This window comes from Streptomyces lusitanus (genome assembly GCF_042647945.1).
In the GTDB taxonomy this organism is placed as follows: Bacteria; Actinomycetota; Actinomycetes; order Streptomycetales; family Streptomycetaceae; genus Streptomyces; species Streptomyces pseudogriseolus.
The window spans coordinates 203,099-229,336 of sequence record NZ_JBHRWL010000033.1 but is presented as its reverse complement, the minus strand read 5'-3'; the positions used below and the strand labels follow the sequence as shown (position 1 = coordinate 229,336).

The 26,238-nt window shown below is 72.0% G+C and carries 25 protein-coding genes and 1 tRNA gene; 14 read left to right on the top strand and 12 right to left on the bottom strand.

Annotation, left to right across the window (positions count from 1 at the left end; genetic code table 11):
* Positions 1-115 precede the first annotated feature (115 nt).
* Genes ACFOSY_RS32915 through ACFOSY_RS32900 form a run of 4 tightly spaced genes read left to right on the top strand, consistent with a single transcriptional unit; the run spans position 116 to position 2,814 of the window.
* Positions 116-277 (top strand): hypothetical protein, encoded by a 162-nt coding sequence (locus tag ACFOSY_RS32915; protein ID WP_394314088.1) that lies wholly within the window; start codon positions 116-118, stop codon positions 275-277.
* Positions 274-912: an aminodeoxychorismate/anthranilate synthase component II gene (locus ACFOSY_RS32910; protein WP_394314085.1), complete on the top strand. Its 639-nt coding sequence runs from the start codon at positions 274-276 to the stop codon at positions 910-912. The genes ACFOSY_RS32915 and ACFOSY_RS32910 overlap by 4 nt, the downstream gene beginning before the upstream one ends.
* Positions 909-2,042, top strand: coding sequence for a class E sortase (locus tag ACFOSY_RS32905; protein ID WP_394314083.1), 1,134 nt, complete (start codon positions 909-911; stop codon positions 2,040-2,042). Before ACFOSY_RS32910 ends, ACFOSY_RS32905 begins: the two co-directional genes overlap by 4 nt.
* 13 nt (positions 2,043-2,055) lie before the next feature.
* Positions 2,056-2,814, top strand: a complete 759-nt coding sequence (locus ACFOSY_RS32900) for a class E sortase (RefSeq protein WP_394314081.1) — start codon at positions 2,056-2,058, stop codon at positions 2,812-2,814.
* A gap of 88 nt (positions 2,815-2,902) precedes the next feature.
* On the opposite strand, the gene pknB is transcribed toward ACFOSY_RS32900, so the two are convergent.
* The 6 genes from pknB to ACFOSY_RS32870 form a co-directional block, all read right to left on the bottom strand.
* Complete coding sequence (gene pknB / locus ACFOSY_RS32895) at positions 2,903-4,873, bottom strand: Stk1 family PASTA domain-containing Ser/Thr kinase (protein WP_394314079.1); 1,971 nt, start codon at positions 4,871-4,873, stop codon at positions 2,903-2,905.
* Between the two features lie 169 nt (positions 4,874-5,042).
* The gene (locus ACFOSY_RS32890; RefSeq protein ID WP_394314077.1) at positions 5,043-6,518 is read right to left on the bottom strand and encodes a peptidoglycan D,D-transpeptidase FtsI family protein; all 1,476 of its coding nucleotides are present in this window, start codon (positions 6,516-6,518) and stop codon (positions 5,043-5,045) included.
* Positions 6,515-7,963, bottom strand: a complete 1,449-nt coding sequence (locus ACFOSY_RS32885) for an FtsW/RodA/SpoVE family cell cycle protein (RefSeq protein WP_394314075.1) — start codon at positions 7,961-7,963, stop codon at positions 6,515-6,517. Before ACFOSY_RS32885 ends, ACFOSY_RS32890 begins: the two co-directional genes overlap by 4 nt.
* A gap of 27 nt (positions 7,964-7,990) precedes the next feature.
* Entirely contained in the window at positions 7,991-9,535 is a 1,545-nt protein-coding gene (locus ACFOSY_RS32880; protein ID WP_394314493.1) for a Stp1/IreP family PP2C-type Ser/Thr phosphatase, read from the bottom strand.
* 132 nt (positions 9,536-9,667) lie between these two features.
* Positions 9,668-10,177 (bottom strand): FHA domain-containing protein FhaB/FipA, encoded by a 510-nt coding sequence (locus ACFOSY_RS32875; RefSeq protein WP_006134103.1) that lies wholly within the window; start codon positions 10,175-10,177, stop codon positions 9,668-9,670.
* A 10-nt stretch (positions 10,178-10,187) separates the two neighbouring features.
* Positions 10,188-11,027: an FhaA domain-containing protein gene (locus ACFOSY_RS32870; RefSeq protein ID WP_225684618.1), complete on the bottom strand. Its 840-nt coding sequence runs from the start codon at positions 11,025-11,027 to the stop codon at positions 10,188-10,190.
* Between the two features lie 589 nt (positions 11,028-11,616).
* Between ACFOSY_RS32870 and ACFOSY_RS32865 the strand changes: the two genes are divergently transcribed.
* From ACFOSY_RS32865 to ACFOSY_RS32850, 4 genes are all read left to right on the top strand, one after another.
* Positions 11,617-11,700: transfer RNA gene (locus tag ACFOSY_RS32865), tRNA-Leu, on the top strand.
* A gap of 325 nt (positions 11,701-12,025) precedes the next feature.
* A complete protein-coding gene (locus ACFOSY_RS32860; RefSeq protein WP_394314072.1) occupies positions 12,026-13,513 on the top strand; it encodes a DUF2252 domain-containing protein in 1,488 nt (495 codons plus the stop codon).
* Between the two features lie 259 nt (positions 13,514-13,772).
* Positions 13,773-14,612: a J domain-containing protein gene (locus ACFOSY_RS32855; protein WP_394314070.1), complete on the top strand. Its 840-nt coding sequence runs from the start codon at positions 13,773-13,775 to the stop codon at positions 14,610-14,612.
* Positions 14,613-14,693: 81 nt separating this feature from the next.
* Positions 14,694-15,023 carry a rhodanese-like domain-containing protein gene (locus tag ACFOSY_RS32850; RefSeq protein ID WP_394314490.1) on the top strand — a complete coding sequence of 110 codons (330 nt, stop codon included), beginning with the start codon at positions 14,694-14,696 and terminating at the stop codon, positions 15,021-15,023.
* A 40-nt stretch (positions 15,024-15,063) separates the two neighbouring features.
* Here the strand turns inward: ACFOSY_RS32850 and paaE are convergent, their stop codons facing one another.
* The 5 genes from paaE to paaA are packed head-to-tail and all read right to left on the bottom strand — an operon-like array spanning position 15,064 to position 18,692.
* Complete coding sequence (gene paaE / locus ACFOSY_RS32845) at positions 15,064-16,125, bottom strand: 1,2-phenylacetyl-CoA epoxidase subunit PaaE (RefSeq protein WP_394314067.1); 1,062 nt, start codon at positions 16,123-16,125, stop codon at positions 15,064-15,066.
* Positions 16,125-16,664, bottom strand: coding sequence for a 1,2-phenylacetyl-CoA epoxidase subunit PaaD (paaD, locus tag ACFOSY_RS32840; RefSeq protein ID WP_394314065.1), 540 nt, complete (start codon positions 16,662-16,664; stop codon positions 16,125-16,127). Before paaD ends, paaE begins: the two co-directional genes overlap by 1 nt.
* The gene (paaC, locus tag ACFOSY_RS32835; RefSeq protein WP_394314063.1) at positions 16,658-17,395 is read right to left on the bottom strand and encodes a 1,2-phenylacetyl-CoA epoxidase subunit PaaC; all 738 of its coding nucleotides are present in this window, start codon (positions 17,393-17,395) and stop codon (positions 16,658-16,660) included. Before paaC ends, paaD begins: the two co-directional genes overlap by 7 nt.
* Positions 17,392-17,679 carry a 1,2-phenylacetyl-CoA epoxidase subunit PaaB gene (gene paaB / locus ACFOSY_RS32830; protein ID WP_031018095.1) on the bottom strand — a complete coding sequence of 96 codons (288 nt, stop codon included), beginning with the start codon at positions 17,677-17,679 and terminating at the stop codon, positions 17,392-17,394. The genes paaC and paaB overlap by 4 nt, the downstream gene beginning before the upstream one ends.
* Positions 17,676-18,692: a 1,2-phenylacetyl-CoA epoxidase subunit PaaA gene (gene paaA / locus ACFOSY_RS32825; RefSeq protein ID WP_394314060.1), complete on the bottom strand. Its 1,017-nt coding sequence runs from the start codon at positions 18,690-18,692 to the stop codon at positions 17,676-17,678. Before paaA ends, paaB begins: the two co-directional genes overlap by 4 nt.
* A 375-nt stretch (positions 18,693-19,067) precedes the next feature.
* On the opposite strand from paaA, the gene ACFOSY_RS32820 reads away from it, so the two are divergent.
* From ACFOSY_RS32820 to ACFOSY_RS32810, 3 genes are read left to right on the top strand one after another with little or no spacing between them, the layout of a single operon-like run.
* Positions 19,068-19,934, top strand: a complete 867-nt coding sequence (locus tag ACFOSY_RS32820; RefSeq protein ID WP_394314058.1) for a DUF5819 family protein — start codon at positions 19,068-19,070, stop codon at positions 19,932-19,934.
* Positions 19,931-21,187, top strand: a complete 1,257-nt coding sequence (locus ACFOSY_RS32815) for an HTTM domain-containing protein (RefSeq protein ID WP_394314056.1) — start codon at positions 19,931-19,933, stop codon at positions 21,185-21,187. The genes ACFOSY_RS32820 and ACFOSY_RS32815 overlap by 4 nt, the downstream gene beginning before the upstream one ends.
* Positions 21,188-21,197: 10 nt before the next feature.
* On the top strand, positions 21,198-21,983 hold the full coding sequence (locus ACFOSY_RS32810; RefSeq protein ID WP_394314053.1) for a TrmH family RNA methyltransferase: 786 nt from the start codon (positions 21,198-21,200) through the stop codon (positions 21,981-21,983).
* Between the two features lie 9 nt (positions 21,984-21,992).
* Here ACFOSY_RS32810 and paaN read toward each other — a convergent pair whose 3' ends face one another.
* The gene (gene paaN / locus ACFOSY_RS32805; protein ID WP_394314051.1) at positions 21,993-23,684 is read right to left on the bottom strand and encodes a phenylacetic acid degradation protein PaaN; all 1,692 of its coding nucleotides are present in this window, start codon (positions 23,682-23,684) and stop codon (positions 21,993-21,995) included.
* 161 nt (positions 23,685-23,845) lie between these two features.
* On the opposite strand from paaN, the gene ACFOSY_RS32800 reads away from it, so the two are divergent.
* From ACFOSY_RS32800 to ACFOSY_RS32790, 3 genes are read left to right on the top strand one after another with little or no spacing between them, the layout of a single operon-like run.
* The gene (locus ACFOSY_RS32800; RefSeq protein ID WP_394314049.1) at positions 23,846-25,360 is read left to right on the top strand and encodes a 3-hydroxyacyl-CoA dehydrogenase; all 1,515 of its coding nucleotides are present in this window, start codon (positions 23,846-23,848) and stop codon (positions 25,358-25,360) included.
* Positions 25,357-25,959, top strand: coding sequence for a TetR/AcrR family transcriptional regulator (locus ACFOSY_RS32795; protein WP_394314046.1), 603 nt, complete (start codon positions 25,357-25,359; stop codon positions 25,957-25,959). Before ACFOSY_RS32800 ends, ACFOSY_RS32795 begins: the two co-directional genes overlap by 4 nt.
* A 14-nt stretch (positions 25,960-25,973) precedes the next feature.
* On the top strand, positions 25,974-26,222 hold the full coding sequence (locus ACFOSY_RS32790) for a hypothetical protein (protein ID WP_394314044.1): 249 nt from the start codon (positions 25,974-25,976) through the stop codon (positions 26,220-26,222).
* The last annotated feature ends 16 nt before the right edge of the window (positions 26,223-26,238 follow it).

The window sequence follows — 26,238 nt, the reverse complement described above, 5'->3', positions numbered from 1 at the left end:
GCAACCGGTCGGCTTGTCACACAGCCTGTGGAGGCCGGGAAACAGAGGGCGTTGCGCCGTTAGTCTGGTGGCGTACGGCGTGGGTCTGGTGCCGTGGTACGACGGAAGGGACGGCATGTACAGCTGGATCTGGCGGCATCTGCCGGGCAACGGATGGGTGAAGGCACTCATCTCACTCGTGCTGATCACCGCCGTGGTCTACGTCCTCTTCCAGTACGTCTTTCCGTGGGCCGAGCCGCTGCTGCCCTTCAACGATGTGACGGTGGACAACCAGTGAGCGCGCGCATTCTCGTCGTCGACAACTACGACAGCTTCGTCTTCAACCTGGTCCAGTACCTGTACCAGCTGGGCGCCGAGTGCGAGGTCCTGCGCAACGACGAGGTGTCCACGGCGCACGCCCAGGACGGATTCGACGGCGTGCTGCTGTCCCCGGGCCCCGGAACCCCCGAAGAGGCCGGCGTCTGCGTGGACATGGTGCGGCACTGCGCCGCCACCGGCGTGCCCGTCTTCGGCGTCTGCCTCGGCATGCAGTCGATGCAGGTGGCGTACGGCGGTGTGGTCGACCGCGCCCCCGAGCTGCTGCACGGCAAGACCTCCCCGGTGACGCACGAGGGCAAGGGCGTCTTCGCCGGGCTGCCCTCTCCGTTCACCGCCACCCGCTACCACTCGCTGGCCGCCGAGCCGGCCACGGTGCCGGCCGACCTGGAGGTCACGGCCCGCACCGAGGACGGCATCGTGATGGGGCTGAGGCACCGTGAACTCCCGGTGGAGGGAGTGCAGTTCCACCCCGAGTCGGTGCTGACCGAGCACGGCCACCGGATGCTGGCCAACTGGCTCGCGGAGTGCGGTGACCCGGACGCGGTGGCGAGATCCGCGGGGCTCGCCCCGGTGGTGGGCAGGTCCTCGGCGTGACGGCGCTGCGCCCCGAGCGCGAGTCCGGCGCCCACGGGTACGGCGCCGGCGACCAGGGAACCTCGTACGGCGGGCAGCCGTACGGGGTCCAGGGTGCGTACGGGGACGGCTGGTACGGCCAGGCGGCGCCGCCCGACCCCTACACGGGCGGCGCCGCCGACACCACCGCCTACGCCGGCGGCGCCGACGCCACCACGCAGCTGCCGCCGGTCGACGACGAGACCGTCGCGCTGCGCATCCCGGACCCGCCCCCGCGGACGTCCCGCGAGGAAGACCCGCCGACCGGAGGCAGAGCGGCCCGCAGGAAGGCCGCCAGGAAGCGCCACGGGCGCCGTGGAGGCTCTCACAAGGCTGCGGACGGGTCCACGACCGGAAGAGCGGCTGACAGCGCCTCTGAGGAGGCGTCACGGGCTCCGCTGTCCCGCGTCGAGGCGCGCCGCCAGGCGCGGGCGCGCAAGGCCAGTCCGGCGGTCGTGGCGAGCCGCGCCATCGGCGAGGTGTTCATCACCGCCGGCGTGCTGATGCTGCTGTTCGTCACCTATCAGCTGTGGTGGACGAACGTGCGCGCGCAGGCGCAGGCCGGCAAGGAGGCCAGCGACCTCCAGCAGGACTGGGCGAACGGTGAGCGCAAGCCCGGCGTGTTCGAGCCCGGGCAGGGCTTCGCGCTGCTGCACATACCCAAGCTGGACGTGGTGGTGCCGATCGCCGAGGGCATCAGCAGCAAGAAGGTCCTCGACCGGGGCATGGTCGGCCACTACGCGGAGGGCGCGCTGAAGACGGCGATGCCGGACGCCAAGACCGGCAACTTCGGTCTGGCGGGTCACCGCAACACGCACGGGGAGCCGTTCCGGTACATCAACCGGCTGGAGCCGGGCGATCCGATCGTCGTGGAGACGCAGGACGAGTACTTCGTCTACAAGACGGCGTCGATGCTGCCGGTGACGCCGCCGAGCAACGTCAGCGTCCTCGACCCGGTGCCCAAGGGTTCGGGCTTCACCGGACCGGGCCGCTACATCACGCTGACCACGTGCACACCTGAGTTCACCAGCAAATACCGCTTGATCGTCTGGGGCCAGATGGTCGAGGAACGGCCGCGCAGCAAGGGCAAGCCGGATGCGCTCGTCAGTTAAGGGCAGAGGAAACGTGGCAGCGACCGCCGACGACACCGCACAGCACACCCACGCGTCCCCGCCGCACCGGGGGCGCCGCCGTCTGGGGCCGGTGGCCATGGTGATCAGCTTCTTCGGGGAGATGCTCATCACCGCGGGCGTGCTGCTCGGCCTGTTCGTCGTCTACTCGCTGTGGTGGACGAACGTCGTCGCGGACCGCGCCGCGGACCGCCAGGCGGACAAGGTCCGCGACTCCTGGGCGCACGAGTCCGACGGCGGCGAACGCGACGCGCCCGCCGCCTACGACAGCAAGAACGGCATCGGCTTCCTGCACGTGCCCACGATGAGCGACGACGACATCCTCGTGGAGAAGGGCACGTCGATGAAGGTCCTCAACGACGGCGTGGCCGGCTACTACACGGACCCCGTGAAGGCGACGCTGCCGACGTCCGGCAAGAAGGGCAACTTCGCCCTCGCCGCGCACCGGGACGGCCACGGCGCCAAGTTCCACGGCATCCACCAGATCGAGAAGGGCGACCCGATCGTCTTCGAGACGAAGGACACGTGGTTCGTCTACAAGGTCTTCGGCATCCTCCCGGAGACCTCGAAGTTCAACGTCGGCGTCCTCGCCAAGGTCCCCGAGGAGTCCGGCCGCGAGAAGGCCGGCCACTACATCACGCTGACGACCTGCACGCCGATCTACACCAGCAAGTACCGCTACATCGTCTGGGGCGAACTGGTCCGCACGGAGAAGGTGGACGACGACCGCACCCCGCCGGAGGAGCTGCGCTGAGCGCCTCCCGCCACACGGGGAGCAGCAAGGAGCCCCGGCCCCCTCCGAAGAGGGAGCCGGGGCTCTTGTCGTACGCCGGACCCGGGGGTCAGCCGAAGATGCCGCCGTCTCCGCCGCCACCGCCGCCGATCGTGAACAGGGTCACTCCCGTGCCCTTGTCCACCGGGGTGTCCTGGGGCGGGTTGGCGCCGATCACCCGGGCGTTGGGGTCGTTGGGACCCTGCACACCGGCGACGGAGAGTCCCGCCTCCTGGAGCATGCGCTGGGCGTCCTCGAGCCGCTGGCCGTTGACCTTGGGCACGGCCACCTGCTCGGGAGCCTTCGCCTTGCCGATGAAGATCTGCACCGTGGTGTTCTTGGACACCTGGGTGTTCGGTCCGGGCGAGGTGCGGATGACCTTGTCGACCAGGTTCGGGTCGTCGGTCTCCTCCTGGACGCAGGTGCCGGTGAGGTTGTTGGCCGTCATCTGGGCCGTGGCCTCGTCACACGTCTTGCCCGTGACGTCCGGCACCGTGGCCTTCTCCTCGGCCTTGGCGACCGTGAGGGTGACGGTGGTGCCCTTCTCCACCTCTTCGCCCAGGTCCGGGTTCTGCTCGATGACCGTGCCCGGTTCCTCGCCGCTGATCTCTTCCTCGACCTCGACGACGAACCCGTACTTCTCGCCCTCGAGTTCGGCCTTGGCGTCCTCGATGCTGTCGCCGATCACGCTCGGCACCGCGACCTTCGGCGCACCGGTGGACACCACCAGGTTGATGGTGTCCCCCTTCTCCACCTTGGTCCCGGCCGCCGGATCCTGGTCGCAGATGTTGCCCTTGACCTGGTCCTCGCAGGGCTTCTCCGTGAAGCCCAGCTCCAAGTCGCTGTTCGCGGCGAGTTTCTGGGCGTCCGCCTTGGTCTCGCCGACGAAGTTGGGGGCCGCGACGGTGCTGTTGTCCACGCCGTCGCCGCTGATCGCCCAGCGGCCGATCAGAACGGCGCCGATCAGGACCAGAACACCGGCCACGACCAGCAATATCGTGCTGGTGTTGTTCTTCTTCTGCGGGCGGCGCCGGCTCTGACGTTCGTCGTAGCCGTAACCGCCGTCGTCCGGGTTCATGGGCGGCAGCATCGAGGTGGCGCCCGCACCCGGGCCGGCGTCCGCGCGCAGCGCCGTCGTCGGCTGGTCGTCCGGGTAGCCGCCGTAGCCGACGGCGCCCATGGCGGCGGTCGCCGCGACCGGCTGGCCGTCGAGGCAGGCCTCGATGTCGGCGCGCATCTCGTCGGCCGACTGGTAGCGGTAGTCGGGGTCCTTGACCAGCGCCTTCAGGACGATCGCGTCCATCTCGGGCGTGATCTCGGGGTCGAAGACGCTCGGCGGCTGCGGCTCCTCCCGTACGTGCTGGTAGGCGACCGCGACCGGGGAGTCGCCGACGAACGGCGGCCGGACGGTGAGCAGTTCGTACAGCAAGCAGCCGGTGGAGTACAGGTCGGACCGCGCGTCCACCTGCTCGCCCTTGGCCTGCTCCGGGGAGAGGTACTGGGCGGTGCCGATGACGGCGGCGGTCTGGGTCATCGTCATGCCGGAGTCGCCCATGGCGCGGGCGATGCCGAAGTCCATGACCTTGACCTGGCCGTTGCGCGTCAGCATGACGTTCGCGGGCTTGATGTCGCGGTGGACGATGCCGGCCCGGTGCGAGTACTCGAGGGCCTGGAGGATGCCGATCGTCATCTCCAGCGTCCGCTCGGGCAGCAGCTTGCGACCGCTGTGCAGCAGCTCACGGAGCGTGGAGCCGTCGACGTACTCCATGACGATGTACGGGATGGAGACCCCGTCGATGTAGTCCTCGCCCGTGTCGTAGACCGCGACGATCGCGGGATGGTTGAGCGAGGCGGCCGACTGGGCCTCCCGGCGGAACCGGGCCTGGAAGGACGGGTCACGCGCGAGATCGGCGCGCAGCGTCTTCACTGCCACGGTGCGGCCGAGACGGGTGTCGTGCGCGAGGTAGACCTCCGCCATTCCACCGCGACCGAGCACCTGGCCCAGTTCGTACCGGCCGCCGAGGCGACGCGGCTCTTCCATAGCTACCTACCAGCCCTCTCCGTCGGTCCCGACCGGCACCCTTGTGCGATCGGAGGCTGCGTTCCGGGCCTACCGTACCCGGCTCTTTTTCTGTGCCCTGGCAAAGTGCGTCAGCCGATACAGGACCGGTACCGCAACGTGCACCGATGTGAAGCGGACGTGACCGGGGTCACTGCTTGCTCTTGAGGACCGCCTCCATCACGCTCTTGGCGATCGGAGCCGCGAGGCCGCCACCGGAGATGTCGTCCCGCACCGCGTCCTCGTCCTCGACGACGACCGCCACGGCGACGGGCGCGCTGCCGTCGTCGGTCTTGGCGTAGGAGATGAACCAGGCGTACGGGTTCTTGCTGTTGTTCTCACCGTGCTGGGCGGTACCGGTCTTGCCGCCGACCGTGACGCCGTCGATCTGCGCGTTGGTGCCGGTGCCGTCGGTGACGACGGTCTCCATCATCGACTGGAGGATCTGGGCGTTCTCCGGCGACAGCGGCCGGCTCATCTCCTCCGGGTCCGTCTTCTCGACGGTGTCGAGACCGGGCGTCTGGAGCTCGTCGACCATGTACGGCTTCATCAGCGTGCCGTTGTTGGCGACCGCGGAGGCGACCATGGCCATCTGGAGCGGGGTCGCGGCGGTGTTGAACTGGCCGATGGAGGACAGCGCGACCTGCGACGGCTCCATGTCCTTGTCGAACAGGGAGGCGCTGGAGCGGACCGGGGTGAAGTGCTCCTCGCCGAAGCCGAACTTCTTGGCCGTCTCCAGCATCTTCTCGTTGCCGAGGTCGGTGCCGAGCTTGCCGAAGACGGTGTTGCAGGACACGCGCAGCGCCTCGCGGAGGGTGGCGTCCTCGCAGGGCAGGTCGCCCTCGTTCTTCAGCTCGGTCGTGGTGCCCTTCATGATGTAGGGCAGCGGCGTGTCGGTCTTCTGGTCCGCGTCCTCGACCATGCCGTGCTCCAGCGCGGCGGCCGCCGTGACGACCTTGAAGGTCGAGCCGGGCGGGTACACCTCGCGCAGCGCCCGGTTGAGCATCGGGTCGTCGGGGTTGTTCTTCTTCTGGAGCTTCTGCCAGGCCTTGGCGTCCGTCTCGAGGCTGTTGCCCGCGATCGTGGACGGGTCGTACGACGGGTACGAGGCCAGCGCGAGGATCTTGCCGGTCGACGGCTCCAGGGCGACGACGGAACCCTTGCCGCCCTGCTTCTTAAGGCCCTCGTAGGCGGCCTTCTGGGCGGCGCCGCTGAGCGTGGTGACGACGTTGCCGCCCTGCTTCTTCTTGCCGGTCAGCATGTCGAGCGTGTTGCGGAAGAAGAGCCGGTCGTCGTTGCCGGTGAGGATGCCGTCCTCGATGGACTCCAGCTGGTTGGCGCCGAAGGCCTGGGAGACGTAGCCGGTGACCGGCGCCCACATGGCGCCGTTCTTGTACGTGCGCTTGTACTGGAAGTCGCCGCCGGTCGCCTTGTGGCCGGTGATGGGCTCGCCGTCGACGATGATGTCGCCGCGCGGGGTGGCGTACCGCTCGATCGCCACCCGGCGGTTCTTCTCGTCCGTCCGCAGCGTGTCGGCCTGGACGTACTGGATCCAGTTGTTCCGGACGAGGAGGGCGAGGATGAGCAGGCCGCAGAAGATGGCGACCCGGCGCAGGGGCTTGTTCACGGGCGGACCACCTGGGTCATCTCGGCGTCGGGGTTGGAGACGGGTGCGGGCGCCGGACGGCGTGCGGTGTCGCTGATCCTGAGCAGAATGCCGATCAGCGCCCAGTTGGCGATCACGGAGGAACCTCCGTAGGCCAGGAACGGCATCGTCATACCGGTCAGCGGGATGAGGCCCATGACGCCGCCGGCCACCACGAAAACCTGGAGCGCGAAGGCGCCGGAGAGGCCGATGGCGAGCAGCTTGCCGAACGGGTCGCGGGCGGCGAGAGCGGTCCGCACGCCCCGCTCCACGATCAGCGCGTAGAGCAGCAGCAGCGCCATGACGCCGGCCAGGCCCAGCTCCTCGCCGAAGGTGGCGAGGATGAAGTCGGAGTTGGCGGCGAAGCCGATGAGGTCGGAGTGGCCCTGGCCCCAGCCGGAGCCGAGGGTGCCGCCGGAGCCGAAGGCCCACAGCGCCTGCATGGCCTGCTCGGAGTGGACGATGCCGTCCTGGACGCCGGCGCGGCTCAGCTCGAACTCGCGCATCGGGTCCAGCCAGGCCTGCACACGCGTCTGGATGTGCGGCTCGAAGCTGGCCACGCCGACGGCGCCGGCCGCGGACATCAGCAGACCGAACACGATCCAGCTGGTCCGCTCGGTGGCGACGTACAGCATGATCACGAACATGCCGAAGAACAGCAGCGAGGTACCGAGGTCGGTCTCGAAGACCAGGATCAGGATGGAGATGATCCAGACCACGATGATCGGGCCGAGGTCACGGCCGCGGGGCAGGTAGAGGCCCATGAAGCGGCGGCTGGCGAGGGCCAGCGCGTCGCGCTTCACCATCAGGTAGCCCGCGAAGAAGACCGCGAGGACGATCTTGGCGAACTCACCGGGCTGGAGCGTGCCGAGGCCGGGGATCTTGATCCAGATCCGCGCGCCGAAGACGTTGTGGCCGATGCCCGGGACCAGCGGCAGGAGCAGCAGCACCAGCGCGCCCGCCATCGAGATGTAGGTGTAGCGCTGGAGGACGCGGTGGTCCTTGAGGAAGAACAGCACGGCCACGAACAGGGCCACGCCGATCGCCGAGTACATCAGCTGGCGCGGCGCGGCCTCCACGAAGGTCCGGCTCGCCTGGAGGCGCTCGGACTGGTCCAGGCGCCAGATGGCGACCAGCCCGATGCCGTTCAGCAGGGTCGCCAGCGGCAGCAGCAGCGGGTCCGCGTACGGCGCGAACTTGCGTACGGCGAGGTGGCCGAGGCCCGCCATCAGACCGAGTCCCAGGCCGTAGCTCAGCAGCCCGGCGGGCACCTGGTCGTCGAGGGCGAGGCCCACGTTGGCGTAGGCGAAGACCGGGATGACGACGGCGAACACCAGCAGCGCCAGCTCGGTGTTGCGGCGGCTGGGCGCGCCGATGGCGCCGATCGTGGACGTGTGCTGCGTCGACGGGTTGGTAGTACTGCTCATCGTGTGACAGGGCCTCTCACGGCTTGCCTACTGCTTACCGCACAGCGAGACGACCTTCTGCTCTTCCTCCGAGAGGCTGGGGCCGGGGCTGGTAGTGGGTGCGGTCGTGGACGGGGTCGTGGACCGCTCCGGGTCCGGGGCCTTCGCCGAGCCGGAAGGGTTCGGCGACGGCGATGCCTTGGACGCGAAGGAGGCGGGAGTGGTTCCCGTGGTGCCTCCGGCCTCGCCCTCGCCGGTGCGCGCGTTGCTCTCGCTGTCGGCGGCGCGCCGCTCGGCCTGCTTCTTGCACGCGGAGGCCTGGACGGCCAGTTCCTCGATCTTCTCCCGCGCGCCGTAGAGGTCGCCCTCGACGATGGTCGCCTCGACCTGCTTGCGCTGGTAGGGCGGCAGGTACTTGAGTTCGATCTCGGGGTGGTCCTTCTCGATCTTCGAGAGGGACACCCAGGCCAGGTCCTGGTTGATGCCCCGGTACAGCGCGACGTGCTCGCCCTTGGTGCCGACGTAGTACTGCGTCTGCGTCCAGCGCCATCCGCCGTACAGGCCGGCGCCGATGACGGCCAGCGTGAGCAGGCTGTACACGGACCTCTTGAGCCACCGGCGGTTCTTGGGGGGCTTGACGAAGTCGTCGTCGCCGTAGCCGAAGCCGTCGGTCTGGATGAAACCGGTCACGTCGCCGCTGCCGGGCGGGCCGAACTCGCCGCCCCCGCCGCCGCGCCGCCGCCCGAGCCCTGAGGCGCGGCCCGCGGGCGTCTGCATGATGCCGTTGTCGTGCAGCTGGTTCTGGTTCTCCGCGACGGCGCCGACCACGACCGGGGTGTCGGACAGCTGCCCGGCCAGGGTGTCCCCGGTGTCCAGGTCCAGGACGTCGGCGACGATCACGGTGATGTTGTCGGGCCCGCCGCCGCGCAGCGCCAGCTCGATCAGGTTCTGGACGGTCTCCTCGGGGCCCTGGTAGCTGGCCAGCGCCTCTTCGAGGGTCTGGTGGGAGACCACGCCGGACAGGCCGTCGGAGCAGATCAGGTACCGGTCGCCGGCCCGGACCTCGCGGATGGAGAGGTCGGGTTCGACGTGCTCGCCGCTGCCCAGGGCCCGCATCAGCAGCGACCGCTGCGGGTGGGTGGTGGCCTCCTCCTCGGTGATCCGGCCCTCGTCCACCAGACGCTGCACCCAGGTGTGGTCCTGGGTGATCTGGGTGAGGACGCCGTCGCGCAGGAGGTAGGCGCGGGAGTCGCCGACGTGCACCATGCCCAGGCGCTGACCGGTCCACAGCAGCGCGGTCAGGGTGGTGCCCATGCCTTCGAGCTGGGGATCCTCCTCGACCATCATGCGCAGCTGGTCGTTGGCCCGCTGGACGGCCGTGCCGAGGGAGGTGAGCAGGTCGGAGCCGGGCACGTCGTCGTCGAGGGCGACGATGGTGGAGATCGCCTCGGAGGAGGCGACCTCGCCGGCGGCGGCGCCGCCCATGCCGTCGGCGATGGCGAGCAGGCGGGGACCGGCGTAACCGGAGTCCTCGTTGCCTTCCCGGATCATGCCCTTGTGCGATCCGGCGGCGAAGCGCAGGGACAGACTCATGCGCACCTCGCCCGTCGGCTCCGGGTACAGCCGGTCGTGTCGAGCCACACTGCCCACCCTCCGGTCGGGAGCGCGCCGGGACCCTGGGTGAGGACCCCCACTGCGTGCTCGCTCCGCTCGCTCATTCTCGTACTACTTCCGCAGCTCGATGACGGTCTTGCCGATGCGGATCGGTGCGCCCAGCGAAATCGGTGTGGGGGTCGTCAGCCGGGTCCGGTCCAGGTAGGTGCCGTTGGTGGAGCCCAGGTCCTCGACGATCCACTGACCGTCGCGGTCCGGGTAGATCCTGGCATGGCGGCTGGAGGCGTAGTCGTCGTCCAGCACGATCGTGCTGTCGTGCGCCCGGCCCAGGGTGATGGTCTGGCCCTGGAGCGCGACGGTGGTGCCGGTCAGCGTGCCCTCGGTCACGACCAGCTTGGTGGGGGTGTTGCGGCCGCCGCGGCGGCCGCCGGACTGCTGGCGCTGCTGGGGCGGCGCCTGGCGGGAGGCCTGCTGCCGGCCGGCGGCCTCGCGCCGGGCTCCGCGCTGGGTGACGCGAGTGCCGAACAGGTCACTCCGGATGACCTGCACGGCCACGATCACGAACAGCCACAGAACGGCCAGGAAACCCAGCCGCATGACCGTGAGGGTCAGCTCTGACATTGCCCCCGCTTCACCCTTCGGCTTGCCTATAGATAACGGTGGTGCTGCCCACGACGATCCGCGAGCCGTCGCGGAGCGTAGCGCGGGTGGTGTGCTGCCCGTCCACCACGATGCCGTTGGTGGAGCCGAGGTCCTGGATCGTCGAGGGCGTTCCGGTCCGGATCTCGCAGTGCCGGCGGGAGACGCCGGGGTCGTCGATCCGCACGTCGGCCTCGGTGCTGCGGCCCATCACCAGGGTGGGGCGGGAGATCTGGTGGCGGGTGCCGTTGATCTCGATCCAGTAGCGGGTGCGTCCGCCCGGCACCGGGCCGGGTGCCGCGGCCGGCGGGTAGCCGTAGCCGCCGGGGCGGCCGGGCGGCGGCGCGGCGGGCATGGGCGGGACGCCCGCGGGGGCGGCCGGCGGGTAGCCGTAGCCTCCGGGACGGCCGGCGGGAGGGGCGGGAGCCGCCGCGCCGGGGGCCGCCGCCTGGCTGGCGGAGGAGGCGAGCGTGCGGCTGCGCACCCGGTACAGGCCGGTGTCGAGATCCTCGGCCTTCTCCAGGTGCACCTTGATCGGGCCCATGAACGTGTAGCGCTGCTGCTTGGCGTAGTCCCGGACCATGCCGGCCAGCTCGTCGCCGAGCTGCCCGGAGTACGGGCTGAGCCGCTCGAAGTCCGGGGTGCTCAGCTCGACGATGAAGTCGTTGGGCACGACGGTGCGGTCGCGGTTCCAGATGGTGGCGTTGTTGTCGCACTCCCGCTGGAGCGCACCGGCGATCTCCACGGGCTGGACCTCGGACTTGAACACCTTGGCGAAGGTGCCGTTGACCAGACCTTCGAGACGCTGCTCGAACTTCTTCAGGACTCCCATGGGGCACCTCCTCCGTCGCTGCCGTCCTGTGTACTGCCCCGTGCACCGTTGCGTGCACCGCTTACCTGGTACTGCTTACTGATCGTATCCACGCGCCGCCCGATCGGCTGGTTCCCCCTGTCCGCCCGGCCGCCGGGTGTCGACGCCTGACGAAGTTCCCTCCGAGGCTCCTCTTCGAACTCCGTCGGCCGTGGCGGTGCCCGTCGTTCTGCCATGGATCGTAGAGGGGGCCACGAACCAGTGTCCCGCACCCGGCGGTGGACTCCGTCCGCCTCCTGGGGAGACGGGTGGTACCGGTACGAGGTTGATACGTGGGGCGGTCATGGCCGCGACATGGGCGGGCGGTCGGGGGCGGCTTCGTGAGCGGGGCCGGCGGGGGGCTCACGTGGTGACGTGCGGGGTGGGGTGGGACCCGGGACCGGGGTGGACGGACGCCCGTGCGGGCCCCGTGGGGGCGGTCGGGGCGTCGTCGCCGGTCGGGGGCGGTCCGCCGGGAAGGGATGTGAATCCACCCCGGCCAGCGTGCTAATGTTCTCGATGTCGGAAGGCGCCAGGCCCCACGGGGCAAGGACCGGAAGACACACCCAATGCGCGGGTGGCGGAATAGGCAGACGCGCTGGATTCAGGTTCCAGTGCCCGAAAGGGCGTGGGGGTTCAACTCCCCCCTCGCGCACATCGTCGAACGGGCGGCATCCCTCGGATGCCGCCCGTTTCGCATGTCCGGAGATGTGTACGGCGGGTGGGCGTGTGAGGAACATCTCATGATCCAATGAGGGGCGCAGGGGCGGCAAGAGGGGTGAACTCCGGTCGTAACGGACCGGGGGGATCCACAGGGTGTGCGGTGGCCTGTGCGGCGTCGTGCGCAGCGTCGGGCGTGCGGTGCCGTGTGCGTTGTCCACAGGGCTGCCGCCCGCGAGGCCGGCGGCTGTACGGTCTGCTCGATCGATGTCGACACGTGTGCATCGCACGCACGCTTGTGCAAGGGGGAGGCGGTCGTGATGAGCGATGCCGGAGCCGGAGTGGCCGCGGGGGACGCTGCCGTGGGGGACGCCGGGGTGTCCGAGGCCCCGTCAGACGGCGGGACCGGGACCGGGGCCGCGCGGCGGCTGCCGCAGGTGCCGGGATTCCGCTCGCTCGGGTTCGCCGCGGGCGCGCCCAAGCAGGAGGGCAAGGCGCTGCGCGCACGGGTCCCCCGCGACGCCCACGCCGCCCTGGACCTGGACGCGGCCCGGCCCGACGCCGTGACCGCCGTCGAGGAGTCCGGCCGCGGCCGGCTGCCCGAGCTGACGCCCCTGCGCGTCGGCCGGATGGCGGCCACCCCGTTCGCCTTCCTGCGCGGCTCGGCGGGCCTCATGGCGTACGACCTGGCCCGCACGCCGGTCACCGGGATCGGCGCCCAGATCTGCGGCGACGCCCACGCGGCCAACTTCGGCCTCTACGGCGACGCCCGCGGGGGCCTCGTCATCGACCTCAACGACTTCGACGAGACCGTGCACGGCCCCTGGGAGTGGGACCTCAAGCGGCTCGCCGCCTCCCTCGTGCTCGCCGGGCGGGAGGCCGGCGCGGACGAGGACGTGTGCCGAGCGGCCGCCCAGGACGCGGTGGGCGCCTACCGTCGCACCATGCGGCTGCTGGCCAAGCTGCCGACGCTGGACGCGTGGAACGCCATCGCGGACGAGGAACTCGTCTCCCACACCGACGCGCACGACCTCGTCGGCACCCTGGAGCGGGTCGCCGAGAAGGCCCGCGCCAACACCAGCGGCCGCTTCGCCGCCCGGTCCACCGAGCGCACCGAGGACGGCGGACGCCGCTTCGTCGACGCCCCGCCCGTGCTGCGCCGCGTCCCGGACGCCGAGGCGGCGGCCGTCGCCTCCTCCCTCGAGGGATACCTCTCCACGCTCCCGGCCGACCGGCACCCCCTGCTCGCCCGCTACGCGGTGCACGACGTGGCGTTCCGCGTCGTCGGCACCGGCAGCGTCGGCACCCGTTCCTACGTCGTGCTGCTGCTCGACCACCGGGGCGAGCCGCTCGTCCTCCAGGTGAAGGAGGCCCGCCCCTCGGCGCTGGTGCCGCACCTCCCGGCCGCCGGCTTCGACGCCCCGGAGGCGGAGCACGAGGGCCGCCGCGTGGTCGAGGGCCAGAAGCGGATGCAGGTGATAAGCGACAGCCTGCTCGGCTGGACCAGCGTCGACGGCCGGCCGTACCAGGTACGCCAGTTCCGCAACCGCAAGGGCAGCGTGGACCCGGCCGCGCTGGCCGCCGACCAGGTGGACGACTACGCCCGCATGACCGGCGCCCTGCTGGCCCGCGCCCACAGCCACAGCGCCGACCCCCGCCTGGTCGCCGGGTACTGCGGCAAGAACGACGAGCTGGACGAGGCGGTCGCCGCGTTCGCCGTCGCCTACGCCGACCGCACCGAGGCGGACCACGCGGACCTGGTGGCGGCGGTGCGCGCGGGCCGGATCGCCGCGGAGACGGGCGTCTGAAGCGGGCCGAGGCGGGCCGGGGCGGGCCTGGGCGATCCCACGACGGTCCGGGGCGGTCCGCGGCGGGGCGTCCAGCCGCCCCAGCGGCACGACTGCCCGCAGGCGGCAGGCGCCTTCAGGGGCGCGGGGAACTGCGCGACCGGCCATGATGCGGTCGCACCCGGCGTGCAACAGACCCCGGCACCCCGGTGGCCGTACGGGAGTCCGCTCGCCCTGGTGACAGGGCGTGCCGTCCCGGCGGGTGGCCTACGCTGTCCGGGTGACGACCTCGGAAGGTGACCAGGGTGAAGGCGCCGGCGCGCAGCGTACGCCCGCCGGCGGTGGCGCGACGCGGCCCGAGGAGCGGCTGGAACAGGCCGTGCGGGCGGCGGAGAAGGCGCTGATCGAGTTCGAGATCGCCGTGGAGACGTTCCGCGTCGAGGTCGAGAACTTCTCCCGGCTGCACGAACAGAAGCTGGGCCCCATGTACGCCCGCCTCGAGGAACTGGACGCCCGGATCCTCGAGATCAAGGCGGCCCGCAGCGACGACCCCGAGGACCGGCGGCTGGCCGACGAGGCGCGCGCCCGGCTGATGCCGATCCCCGGCGTCGAAGAGCTGATGAACGGCTGGATGGACGGGGACGGTCTGTTCCCCGAGGCCACCGCCATGCTCACGGACCAGCCCGTGCGGCCCCCGCAGCGGGTGCGTCCCAGCGAGGAGGCCCGCAAGCTCTACCGCGAGCTCGCCCGCAAGGCGCACCCCGACCTGGCGCAGGAGGACAAGGAGCGCGCCCGCCGTGAGGAGTTCATCACGCGCGTCAACGCCGCCTACGCCCGCGGCAGCGCGGAGGAGCTGCGTGAGCTCGCCGAGGAGTGGGCGGCCGGCCCGGAGCTGAAGCGCACGCCCAGCCCGGCGGAGGAGCTCTACGCCCGCCTCGAATGGCTCTCCCAGCGCAAGGAACTGCTCACGCTGGTCGCCCGGAACCTGGAGGAGAGCGCCATCGGCTCCATGCTGCGGCTGGCGCCCGACGACCCCGACGGGCTCCTCGAGGACATCGCCGCGCAGCTGCGGACCCAGGTGGCCGAGCGCGAGGCGGAGCTGGCGGCGCTGTCGGACTGAACCGGCGGCCGCCCGTCGTGGACGGCGGACGGCGACGGTGCCGGGTCCGGTAGCGTCGGGTGCATGAGTTTTGGAGCTGGTGTGCCCACGGTCCAGGTCGGTGACCTCAAGGACGGCGACTTCCTGCTGGACGTCCGTGAGGACGACGAATGGAAGGCCGGTCACGCCGACGGCGCGCTGCACATCCCGATCAGCGAGTTCGTCGCCCGCTACGGCGAGCTGGCCGAGGCCGCCCCGCAGGACGGCCGGATCCATGTGATCTGCCGCTCCGGCGGACGGTCGGCCCAGGTCACCATGTATCTGGCGCAGCAGGGGATCGACGCCGTGAACGTGGACGGCGGGATGCAGCTGTGGGAGGCCGCGGGGCGCCCCGTCGTCACGGACGACGGGACACCGGGCCACGTGCTCTGAGGGCGGCCACGCGCGCCCCGTACGGGAGGCTTCGGCCGCGTCAGCGGTCGAAGTCCAGCTCGACCTTCTCCGTCACCGGGTGCGACTGGCAGGCCAGGACGTACCCCGCCTCCGTCTCCTCCGACTCCAGCGCGAAGTTGCGGTCCATGCGCACCTCGCCGGAGACCAGGAACGCGCGGCAGGTGCCGCACACGCCGCCCTTGCAGGCGTAGGGCGCGTCGGGGCGGTTGCGCAGGACCGTGTCCAGCAGGGACTCGCCGGACTGCACGGGCCAGGTGCCGCCGCGTCCGTCGAGCCGTGCCGTGACCGTGCTGTGCGCGGGGGCGGCCGAGGCTTCGGCGGTGGCCGCCGGTCCGGAGTCCACGTGGAAGATCTCCTGGTGGATACGGGAGCGGGAGACGCCCAGTCCGCGCAGCGCCCGGTCGGCGCCCGCCACCAGTCCGTACGGTCCGCACAGGAACCAGCCGTCGACCTGGCCCACCGGCAGCAGTGCCGGGAGCAGTGAGGTCAGCCGCTCCCGGTCGAGCCGCCCGGACGGCAGTCCGGCCTGCTGTTCCTCCCGGGAGAGCGCCGTGACCAGCTGGAACCGGTCGGGGTGGCGGTCCTTCAGGTCGGCGACCTCCTCCAGGAACATCGTCGAGGCGGTCGTCCGGTCGCTGCGTATCAGGCAGAACCGGGCCCCCGGCTCGCGGGCCAGGAGCGTCGAGGCGATCGACAGCACCGGGGTGATGCCGCTGCCGCCGACCACGGCCGCGTACAGGCCGGGGGCCGGGGGCAGCGTGAAGCGGCCGGCGGGGGTCATGACCTCCAGCTCGTCGCCGAGGTCGATCTCCTTGAGCGCGTACGTGGAGAACGCTCCGCCCTCCACGAGCCGCACCCCGACCCGCAGGGTGGCGGGCGCCTCGCCGTCGGGGACGGGGGAGCAGATCGAGTAGGTGCGGCGGATCTCCTCGCCGTCGGCGACGCGGCGCAGCGTGAGGTGCTGCCCGGGCTCGTGGCGGTACTCCTCGCGCAGCTCCGGGGGGACGGCGAGGGTGAGGGCGACGGAGTCGTCGGTGAGCCGGTCGACCGCGGCCACCCGGAGCCGGTGGAAGCGGGCCATCACAACTCCTTGAAGTGGTCGAACGGTTCACGGCAGGCCAGGCAGCGGCGCAGCGCCTTGCACGCGGTGGAGGAGAACCGGCTGAGCAGCTCGGTCTCGGGGGAGCCGCAGTGCGGGCAGCGGACGGGCTCCGGCTCGTCGGCGGGGCCGCCCCCGCGGGTCCTCGTGGGGCCCAGCTCGACGCGGACGGGCCCTGCGGCGGTGCCCGTACGCGGCGGGGCGATGCCGAACTCCCGTAGTTTGCGGCGGCCTTCGTCGGTGATGTCGTCGGTCGACCAGGCGGGGGCGAGGACCCTGCGCACCGTGACCTCGCGCACGCCGTGCTCGCGCAGCACGCGCTCTATGTCGAGGCTCATCACCTCGACGGCCGGGCAGCCGGTGTAGGTCGGGGTCAGGTCGACCTCGACGCTGTCCGTGCCGTGCGCCCGCACCGCGCGGACCACGCCCAGCTCACGCAGGGTCAGCACGGGCAGCTCCGGGTCGGGCACCGAACCGGCGAGCTCCAGCAGCTGCTCCTCCAGGGGCGTGGTGGTCACCATGTCGCCCCCGGGTGGCTGCGGTGCAGGTGCTGCATCTCGGCCAGCATCCGGCCGAACGGCTCGGTGTGCAGGCCCTGGCGGCCGGCGCCGGCCCGCCACGCTCCGGTGCGGGGGCCTTCGGGCAGCGTCAGCGTGGCGCGGCCCAGCACGTCCTCGATCACGTCCCGCCAGGTGCTCTCCAGGCCGGGCCAGTCGATGCCGTCGATCCCCTCGACGGGCTGGAACATCTCGCCGGTGTAGCGCCACAGCGCGTCCACGGCGGCCTGCATGCGTGCATGGCTCTCGTCCGTGCCGTCGCCGAGGCGCAGGGTCCACTGCTCGGCGTGGTCGCGGTGGTAGGCGGCCTCCTTGACGGCCTTGCCGGCCAGCGGGGCGAAGGGGCCGTCGCCGGAGGCCAGCCGGTCGTGCAGGAGGTGCTGGTATACGGAGAAGTACAGCTGGCGGGCGATGGTGTGGGCGAAGTCGCCGTTGGGCTGTTCGACCAGCTGGAGGTTGCGGAAGGCGCGCTCCTCGCGCAGGAAGGCCAGCTCGTCCTCGTCGCCGGCCATCGACAGCAGGACCCGGGCCTGGCCGAGCAGGTCGAGCGCGATGTTGGCGAGGGCGACCTCCTCCTCGAGCACCGGGGCGTGCCCGGCCCACTCGCCGAGGCGGTGGGAGAGCACCAGGGCGTCGTCGCCGAGGGCGAGCGCGGCGGCCGTGAGGGCTGTGTCCGTGGCGGGTGTCGTGGTCACAGGTGCTGCACCCCCTCGGGGATCTCGTAGAAGGTGGGGTGCCGGTAGGGCTTGTCGGCGGCCGGCTCGAAGAAGGGGTCCTTCTCGTCGGGCGAGGAGGCCGTGATGGAGGAGGACGGCACGACCCAGATGGAGACGCCCTCGCCGCGGCGGGTGTACAGGTCGCGCGCGTTGCGCAGGGCGAGCTCCGCGTCCGGGGCGTGCAGGCTGCCGGCGTGGGTGTGGGACAGGCCCCGGCGCGAGCGCACGAAGACCTCCCACAGCGGCCAGTCGGTGTGGGTCATGCGCGCGTCGCTCCCGTCGTGTCGTTCCTGTGCTTGGCCGCGTGGGCCGCTGCCGCCTCCCGGACCCAGGCGCCCTCCTCGTGGGCCTGCCTGCGCCGGGACAGGCGCTGTTCGTTGCACGGGCCGTTGCCCTTGAGGACGTCCCAGAACTCCGACCAGTCGATGGCGCCGAAGTCGTGGTGCCCGCGCTCCTCGTTCCACCGCAGGTCCGGGTCGGGCAGGGTCAGGCCGAGGGACTCCGCCTGCGGGACGCAGATGTCGACGAAACGCTGGCGCAGCTCGTCGTTGGAGTGCCGCTTGATCTTCCAGGCCATCGACTGCGCGGAGTGCTGCGACTCGTCGTCGGGCGGGCCGAACATCATCAGCGACGGCCACCACCAGCGGTCCACCGCGTCCTGCGCCATCGCGTGCTGCTCCGGGGTGCCCTTGCTGAGGGCCAGCAGCAGCTCGTACCCCTGGCGCTGGTGGAAGGACTCCTCCTTGCAGATACGGACCATCGCGCGGGCGTACGGGCCGTAGGAGCAGCGGCACAGGGGGACCTGGTTGGTGATCGCGGCGCCGTCCACCAGCCAGCCGATGGCGCCGACGTCGGCCCAGGTCAGCGTCGGGTAGTTGAAGATCGAGGAGTACTTCTGGCGGCCGGCGTGCAGCTTGTCGAGCAGCTCGTCGCGGCTCACGCCGAGGGTCTCGGCGGCGCTGTACAGATACAGCCCGTGCCCGGCCTCGTCCTGGACCTTGGCCATGAGGATGGCCTTGCGGCGCAGGGAGGGGGCGCGGGTGATCCAGTTGGCCTCCGGCTGCATGCCGATGATCTCGGAGTGCGCGTGCTGGGCGATCTGGCGCACGAGCGTGGCGCGGTAGGCGTCCGGCATCCAGTCGCGTGGCTCGATCCGCTCGTCGGCGGCGACGGCCGTGTCGAAGGCGTGCTGGAACGCGGCGGTGTCGCCGGGGCCCGCCGGTGCGTCGTACGCCGTCGGACTGCCGGCCGTATCGCGGGCGGCTGCTGTCGCCATGGGGTCCCCCTCGACCTGGATGCTTCCCGGAGCACGCTCCCGACCGATCGTTCGGTTCGTGCGGTTCCATGGTGAGACGGGGGCCGCGAGGTGTCAACCGCTGTGGATAACCTGCCGGTGCCGCCGGTGCCGCCGGTGCCGCCGGTGCCGCCGGTGCCGCCGGTGCCGTCGGTGCCGTCGGACGAGCGCAGCGCCGCCGGGTCGTGCGGGTGTGGTGACCGCCACGGGACGGAGCGCCGACGGGACTGTGCCCGGGCGGCCGGGGCTGAGTACCGTTCCGTGCGACGCGGCGGAGCGGCCGTGGCCCCGCGCGGCGAGGGCCTCGGGGCCTAAGCGGACGCGGCAAGGGACCGGGGACTCGGGGATCGGGGCGGAATGGACGCGCAGGACAAGGGCTCGGACGCCCGGCACGGGCCCGCGGAGCCGGGCGTGCCGGGACCGCGCGCCCCGCTGCCCGGACCCGCGGCGCCCTCCGACGAGACGGACGGGACGGACGGGCCCGCCGTACCAACGGACGAGCCCGCCGTACCAGCGGCCGTTCAGAGGCCCCCCGGCGGCGCGGAACAGCCGCCCGAGGTGCCTTCCGACGCACCGCGCACCGGCATCGCCGCCCTCTCCCTGCCCTACCGGATCGGCGCCGCGCTCGCCCTCGCGGCCGTCGCCGTCGCGGTCTGCGTGCACCTCGGGATGGCGTTCCTGCACGTCGCGCCGCCGAACACGGTGAGCAAGAAGCACAGCGAGACCATCGCCGACTGGATCTACCCGGAGTTCGAGCAGAACTGGAAGCTGTTCGCGCCGAACCCGCTCCAGCAGAACGTGTCCGTGCAGGTCAGGGTTGAGATCCGCTGGCCGGACGGCTCGAGCCGCACCACCGGCTGGTACGACCTGTCGGCGCAGGACGGACGGGACATCGACGGTAACCCGGCGCCCAGCCACACCCAGCAGAACGAGCTGCGCCGCGCCTGGGACTTCTACGTCTCCACGCACGACGACGACAACCGCCCGGTGGGCCTGCGCGGGGCGCTGTCCGAGTCGTATCTGCGCCGGATCATGGTCCTGCGCCTGGACCGGGCGGACGCGGCCGGGCCGCACGGCGAGGTCGCGCGCGTCCAGGTCCGCTCGCGCACCACGCAGGTACCGCCGCCGGAGTGGAGCGGGGAGAAGGCGTCGGACGAGGCCGAGTACCGCGAGCTGCCCTGGTGGCCGCTGCCGGCGGGCGAGGCCCGGGGAGGCGTCGGATGAACCGCTTGTCAGCGGCGGTCTCCCAGGCGGTCGCCCGGGTCACCGACTCCGCGCTCGGCCCCTACCAGACCGCCGTGCTGCGCATCGGCGTCGCCCTCACCTGGCTGTTGTTCCTGCTGCGGGAGTACCCGCACCGGCAGGAGCTCTACGGCCCCGACGGCCCCTGGTCCTGGGACCTCGCCGCCCAGCTGGTCGGGGCGAACGACGCCTTCACGGTGCTGCTCTGGTCGGACAGCCAGGTCTGGTTCGAGGCGGTCTACGCGCTGGCGGTGCTGTTCAGCCTGTCGCTGCTGCTCGGCTGGCGGACCCGCACCATGTCGGCGCTGTTCATGGTGGGTGTCCTCTCGCTGCAGAACCGCAGCGTCTTCATGGGCGACGGCGGCGACAACGTCCTGCACCTCATGGCGATCTACCTGATGTTCACCCGCTGCGGCCAGGTCTGGTCCCTGGACGCCCGGCGGGCGCGCCGGGCCGCGCGGGCACGCGCGCGGGGAGAGCGGACGCGCGACGGAGTGGGCCCCGCGCTGTGGGCGGTGCTCGGCTTCGTGCTGCTCCTGGCCTCGCTGGCGGGCCGGACGGACGGCGACTGGTTCATACCCGCGCTGCTGTGGGCGGTGTGGCTCGGGCAGGCGGTGCGGTGGCTGACCGGACGTCTGGCGCGGACGGACCAGCCGCGGATCCTGCTGGACGTGGTGGGGAACGCCGTGCACAACGGCGCGCTGCTGGTGATCATGGCGGAGGCGTGCCTGATCTACGCCACGGCGGGCTGGTACAAGGTGCAGGGCTCCCGCTGGCAGGACGGCACCGCCGTGCACTACCCGCTGCACCTGGAGTACTTCTCCCCCTGGCCGTCGCTGGCGGGGCTGCTCACCGCGAGCGGCACCCTGGTGATGCTGGTGACCTATGTGACCGTCGTGGTGCAGGTCGCCTTCCCGTTCACGCTGTTCAACCGGCGCGTCAAGAACGTCCTGCTGGGCTTCATGATCCTGGAGCACGCGGTGATCGCCGTGGTGCTCGGACTGCCGTTCTTCTCCCTGGCGATGATCGCGGCCGACGCGGTCTTCCTCCCCACGTCCTTCCTGCGCCGGGCCGGCCGCCTGGCGGCACGCGCGCGGGGTCGGCTGCGGTCGCGCGGGGACGCGGCCCCGGTCCCGCCGCCGCGGCGTCCGGACGGCCCGCCCGGCCGTCCGTCCGCCGTGGCTCCGGCGAAGGCCGCCCCGGTGACCGACGGGGTGCCCGGCCCGCGCACGTAGGCTGCTCGGCATGACCGACCCCGCCCACGACCCGTCCGCCGCGTCCCCGGCGGACCCGGTGGCCGCATGGCGCCGGGCCGCCCCGGACGCGGTGCTGCTCGACGGCTTCCACGCCCTCAAGCACGCCGTGCGCTTCGGCGCCGAGGTGCTCGTCGCGGTCACCGCCGACCGGGCCGCCGCCCTGGCGCTCGCCGACGAGCTGGCCCGGGACGTGCGGGACACGCTGGCGGCGTTGCTCACTCAGGTGCCGCACGAGACGTACGCCGCGCTGGTGCCGCGGCCGCACCCCACGGCCGTCGCGGCGCTCGCCGTACGGCCCGGCCGGGCGGGCAACCTGGCGAAGCTGGCGCGCGCGCCGCGCACCGCGCCGGTGGTGGTCCTGGACCAGCCACGCAACCTGGGCAACGCGGGGGCCGTGGTGCGGCTGGCCGCCGGCTTCGGGGCGACCGGCGTCGTCACCACCGGGACGCTGGACCCCTGGCACCCCACCGTGGTGCGCGGCGGGGCGGGGCTGCACTTCGCCACCGCCGTGGAACGCCTGACCGTGGACGAGCTGCCGCCCGGGCCGGTCTTCGCGCTGGACCCCGAGGGCGAGGACATCCGCTCGCTGAAGCTCCCGGACGAGGCGCTGCTCGCCTTCGGCTCCGAGCGCACCGGCCTCACGGCCGAGCTGCGGGCGCGGGCCGACCATCTGGTGGCGCTGCCGATGCGCCCCCAGGTCTCCAGCTACAACCTCGCGACCAGTGTGGCCATGACGCTGTACCACTGGAGCGCCACCGGGGGTGCACCCTCCTGAAACGGCGTCCTACGCCTCCCGGCGCACCTCGATCACCCGGAAGCGGCCCGCGACGAAGGCGCCGTCGCACAGGGCGGCGTTGGCCGCCGGGTTGCCGCCGGAGCCGTGGAAGTCGGAGAAGGCGGCCGTCTGGTTGACGTAGACCCCGCCGGTGAGGTTCAGGGAGAGCTGCGCGGCCTCCTCCAGGCAGACCTCCTGCACGGCCTCCTCGACCTCCGGGGAGGTCGTGTACGCGCCGACGGTCATCGCGCCCTTCTCGCGGATCGTGCGCCGCAGCAGCTCCGTCGCGTCGGCGGCCGAGTCGACGGCGACCAGGAAGGAGACCGGGCCGAAGCACTCGCTCATGTAGGCGGCCTCGGCGTCCGGCTTGGCGCCGTCCAGCTTCACGACGACCGGCGTGCGCACCACCGCGCCCGGGAAGTCCGGGTGGGTGATCTCACGGGAGGCGAGCGCGACCTCGCCGAGACCGGCGGCGGCCTCGAGGCGGGCCTTGACGTCCGGGTTGACGATCGCGCCCAGCAGGGCGTTGGCACGGGCGTCGTCGCCGAGCAGGCCGTCGACGGCCTTGGCCAGGTCGGCGGCGACCTCGTCGAAGGACTTGGGGCCCTGGTCGGTGCTGATGCCGTCGCGGGGGACCAGCAGGTTCTGCGGGGTGGTGCACATCTGGCCGCTGTACAGGGACAGGGAGAACGCCAGGTTGGACAGCATCCCCTTGTAGTCGTCGGTCGACTCCACGATCACCGTGTTGACGCCGGCCTTCTCCGTGTACACCTTCGCCTGGCGGGCGTTGCTCTCCAGCCAGTCGCCGAACTCCGTCGAGCCCGTGTAGTCGATGATCCGGATCTCCGGACGCGTGGCGAGCGTCTTGGCGATGCCCTCGCCGGGCCGCTCGGCGGCCAGCGCCACCAGGTTCGGGTCGAAGCCGGCCTCGGCGAGCACCTGGCGGGCGACCTGGACGGTGAGCGCGAGCGGCAGCACCGCGCGCGGGTGCGGCTTGACCAGGACCGCGTTGCCCGTGGCCAGGGAGGCGAACAGGCCCGGGTAGCCGTTCCACGTCGGGAAGGTGTTGCAGCCGATGACCAGGCCGATGCCGCGCGGCACCGGCACGAACCGCTTGGTGAGGGCGAGCGGGTCGCGCTTGCCCTGCGGCTTGGTCCACTCCGCGGTGTCGGGCGTGCGCACCTGCTCCACGTACGCGTAGGCGACGGCCTCCATGCCGCGGTCCTGCGCGTGCGGGCCGCCGGCCTGGAAGGCCATCATGAACGCCTGCCCTGAGGTGTGCATGACCGCCTGGGCGAACTCCATGGTGCGGTCGCTGATCCGCTTGAGGATCTCCAGGCAGACCACCGCGCGGGTCTCCGCGCCCGCGTCCCGCCAGGCGCGCATCCCGGCCTTCATCGCGGGCAGCAGCACGTCCAGGTCCGCGTGCGGGTAGCTCACGCCCAGGTCGACGCCGTACGGGGAGGTCTCGCCGTCCACCCAGCCGTCGGTGCCCGGCTGGTCCAGGTCGAGGCGGGCGCCGAGCAGGGCGTCGAAGGCGGCCTTGCCCGCGGCCATGTCCAGGCTGCCGTTCTCCCCGTACGCCTTCGGGTGCTCGGGGTGGGGGGACCAGTACGCGCGCGTACGGATCGCGTCCAGGGCCTGGTCCAGGGTGGGACGGTGGCGGGCGATCAGCTCGTGCGCGGTGAGTTCGGCGGCCATGCGGGACCAACTCCTCGTCTCAGGAACTCTTCGTCGAGCTCTTGGACCTGTGCGGAAACGTAGTCAGGAACGGGCGGTCAGGGTTAGAGTAACCGAACGATCGGTCGGGACAAGGGGGTCCGCCGCATCTGTGGAAAACACCGTGCGGGAGGATCGCGCACATGACAGCACTCGACCTCAGCAGTCCCGTGGCCGTGGTCGGCACCGGCACCATGGGGCAGGGAATCGCCCAGGTCGCGCTGGTCGCGGGCCACCCCGTGCGGCTCTACGACGCCGCCCCGGGCCAGGCCCGCAAGGCCGCCGACGCGATCGGCTCCCGGCTCGACCGGCTGGTGGAGAAGGAGCGCCTCTCCGCGGACGAGCGGGACGCGGCCCGCGCCCGGCTCACTCCCGTCGACGAACTCGCCGGGCTGGCCGGCTGCTCCCTCGTCGTCGAGGCGGTCGTGGAGCGTCTCGACGTCAAGCGGGAGCTGTTCCGCGCGCTGGAGGACGTCGTCGCCGACGACTGCCTCCTCGCCACCAACACCTCGTCCCTGTCGGTCACCGCGATCGGCGGCGCCCTGCGCGTCCCCGGCCGCTTCGTGGGACTGCACTTCTTCAACCCGGCGCCGCTGCTGCCGCTCGTCGAGGTGGTCTCCGGCTTCGCCACCGACGTCACCTCCGCCACGCGCGCGTACGAGACGGCCCGCGCGTGGGGGAAGACCCCGGTCGCCTGCGCCGACACCCCCGGCTTCATCGTCAACCGCGTCGCCCGGCCCTTCTACGCCGAGGCCTTCGCGGTGTACGAGTCGCAGGGCGCGGACCCGGCCACCATCGACGCGGTGCTGCGCGAGTCCGGCGGGTTCCGGATGGGCGCCTTCGAGCTGACCGACCTCATCGGGCAGGACGTCAACGAGTCCGTGACGCACTCGGTGTGGCAGGCGTTCTTCCAGGACGTGCGCTTCCGGCCGTCGCTCGCGCAGCGCCGGCTGGTCGAGTCCGGCCGCCTCGGCCGCAAGACCGGGCACGGCTGGTACGACCACGGCCCCGGCGCCGAGCGTCCCGAGCCGCACACGGCCGAGCCCGCGCAGCCGCCCGCGTACGTCGTCGCCGAGGGCGGCCTGGGGCCCGCCTCCGAGCTGCTCGCCCTGATCCGCGAGGCCGGGATCGAGGTGCGCGAGGAGGCCGAGGACGAGGGCACCCGCCTGGTGCTGCCCGGCGGCGGACAGCTGGTGCTCGCCGACGGCCAGGCCTCCGTGGAGTTCAGCGACGTCGTCTACTTCGACCTCGCCCTCGACTACCGCGCGGCCACCCGCGTCGCCCTGTCCCACTGCAAGGACACCTCCGCGCGGACCGTCGCCGAGGCCACCGGGCTGTTCCAGGCGCTCGGCAAGAAGGTCAGCGTCATCGGGGACGTCCCCGGGATGATCGTCGCGCGGACGGTGGCCCGGATCATCGACCTCGCGGTCGAGGCCGTCGCCCAGGGCGTCGCCACCGAGGAGGACGTCGACATCGCGATGCGGCTGGGTGTGAACTACCCCCTCGGGCCCTTCGAGTGGAGCCGCCGCCTCGGCCGCGGCTGGGCCGGCGCCCTGCTGGACGAGATGCACGAGATCGATCCGTCCGGCCGCTACGCGCCCTCCCTCGCGCTCCACCAGTACGCGTGCGCGACCCGCGAGAGGGAGGACACCCCATGACCACCGCCAAGCGGGACACCTACACCCCGGAGACGCTGCTGTCCGTGGCGGTCCAGGTGTTCAACGAACGCGGCTACGACGGCACGTCCATGGAGCACCTCTCCAGGGCCGCCGGCATCTCCAAGTCGTCGATCTACCACCACGTGGCCGGCAAGGAGGAGCTGCTGCGCCGCGCGGTGAGCCGTGCGCTCGACGGCCTCTTCGGGATCCTCGACGAGGACGACGCGCGCGTGGGAAGGCCCGCCGCGCGCCTGGAGTACGTCGTACGGCGCATGGTCGAGGTGCTGATAGCGGAGCTGCCGTACGTGACCCTGCTGCTGCGGGTGCGCGGCAACACGGACACCGAGCGCTGGGCGCTGGAGCGGCGGCGCGAGTTCGACCACCGGGTGGCCGAGCTGCTGAAGGCCGCGGCGGCCGACGGGGACGTGCGCGAGGACATAGAGGTGCGGCTGGTGACCCGGCTGGTCTTCGGCATGATCAACTCCATCGTGGAGTGGTACCGGCCGGACGGACGCGGCATGAACGAGCGCGAGGTGGCCGACGCGGTGGCACAGCTGGCCTTCTCGGGACTGCGCAAGGCGGGCGACGGACGCGGCTGAGCACCCTGCCGGGGGTGCACGCGGTGGTGGAGAGCGCGCTCGGGATCGACGACGGCTTCCGGGGCGCGACGGCGCGGGGCGCCACCTTCCAGGGCTTCGAACTCGTCACCCTGGGCCGGCACCGCCGGTCCGGGACGAAGGTGCTGCGCCGGGGCGGCGACGCCCTGATGGACGCCGAACTGTGCGACGGGGAACCGATCTGGCGCTGGGGCGTGGACAGCTGGGGCAGGCCCGGGGCACGGGCGGCCCGTCCTGAAGCCTGACGACCGGGGCGGTCCC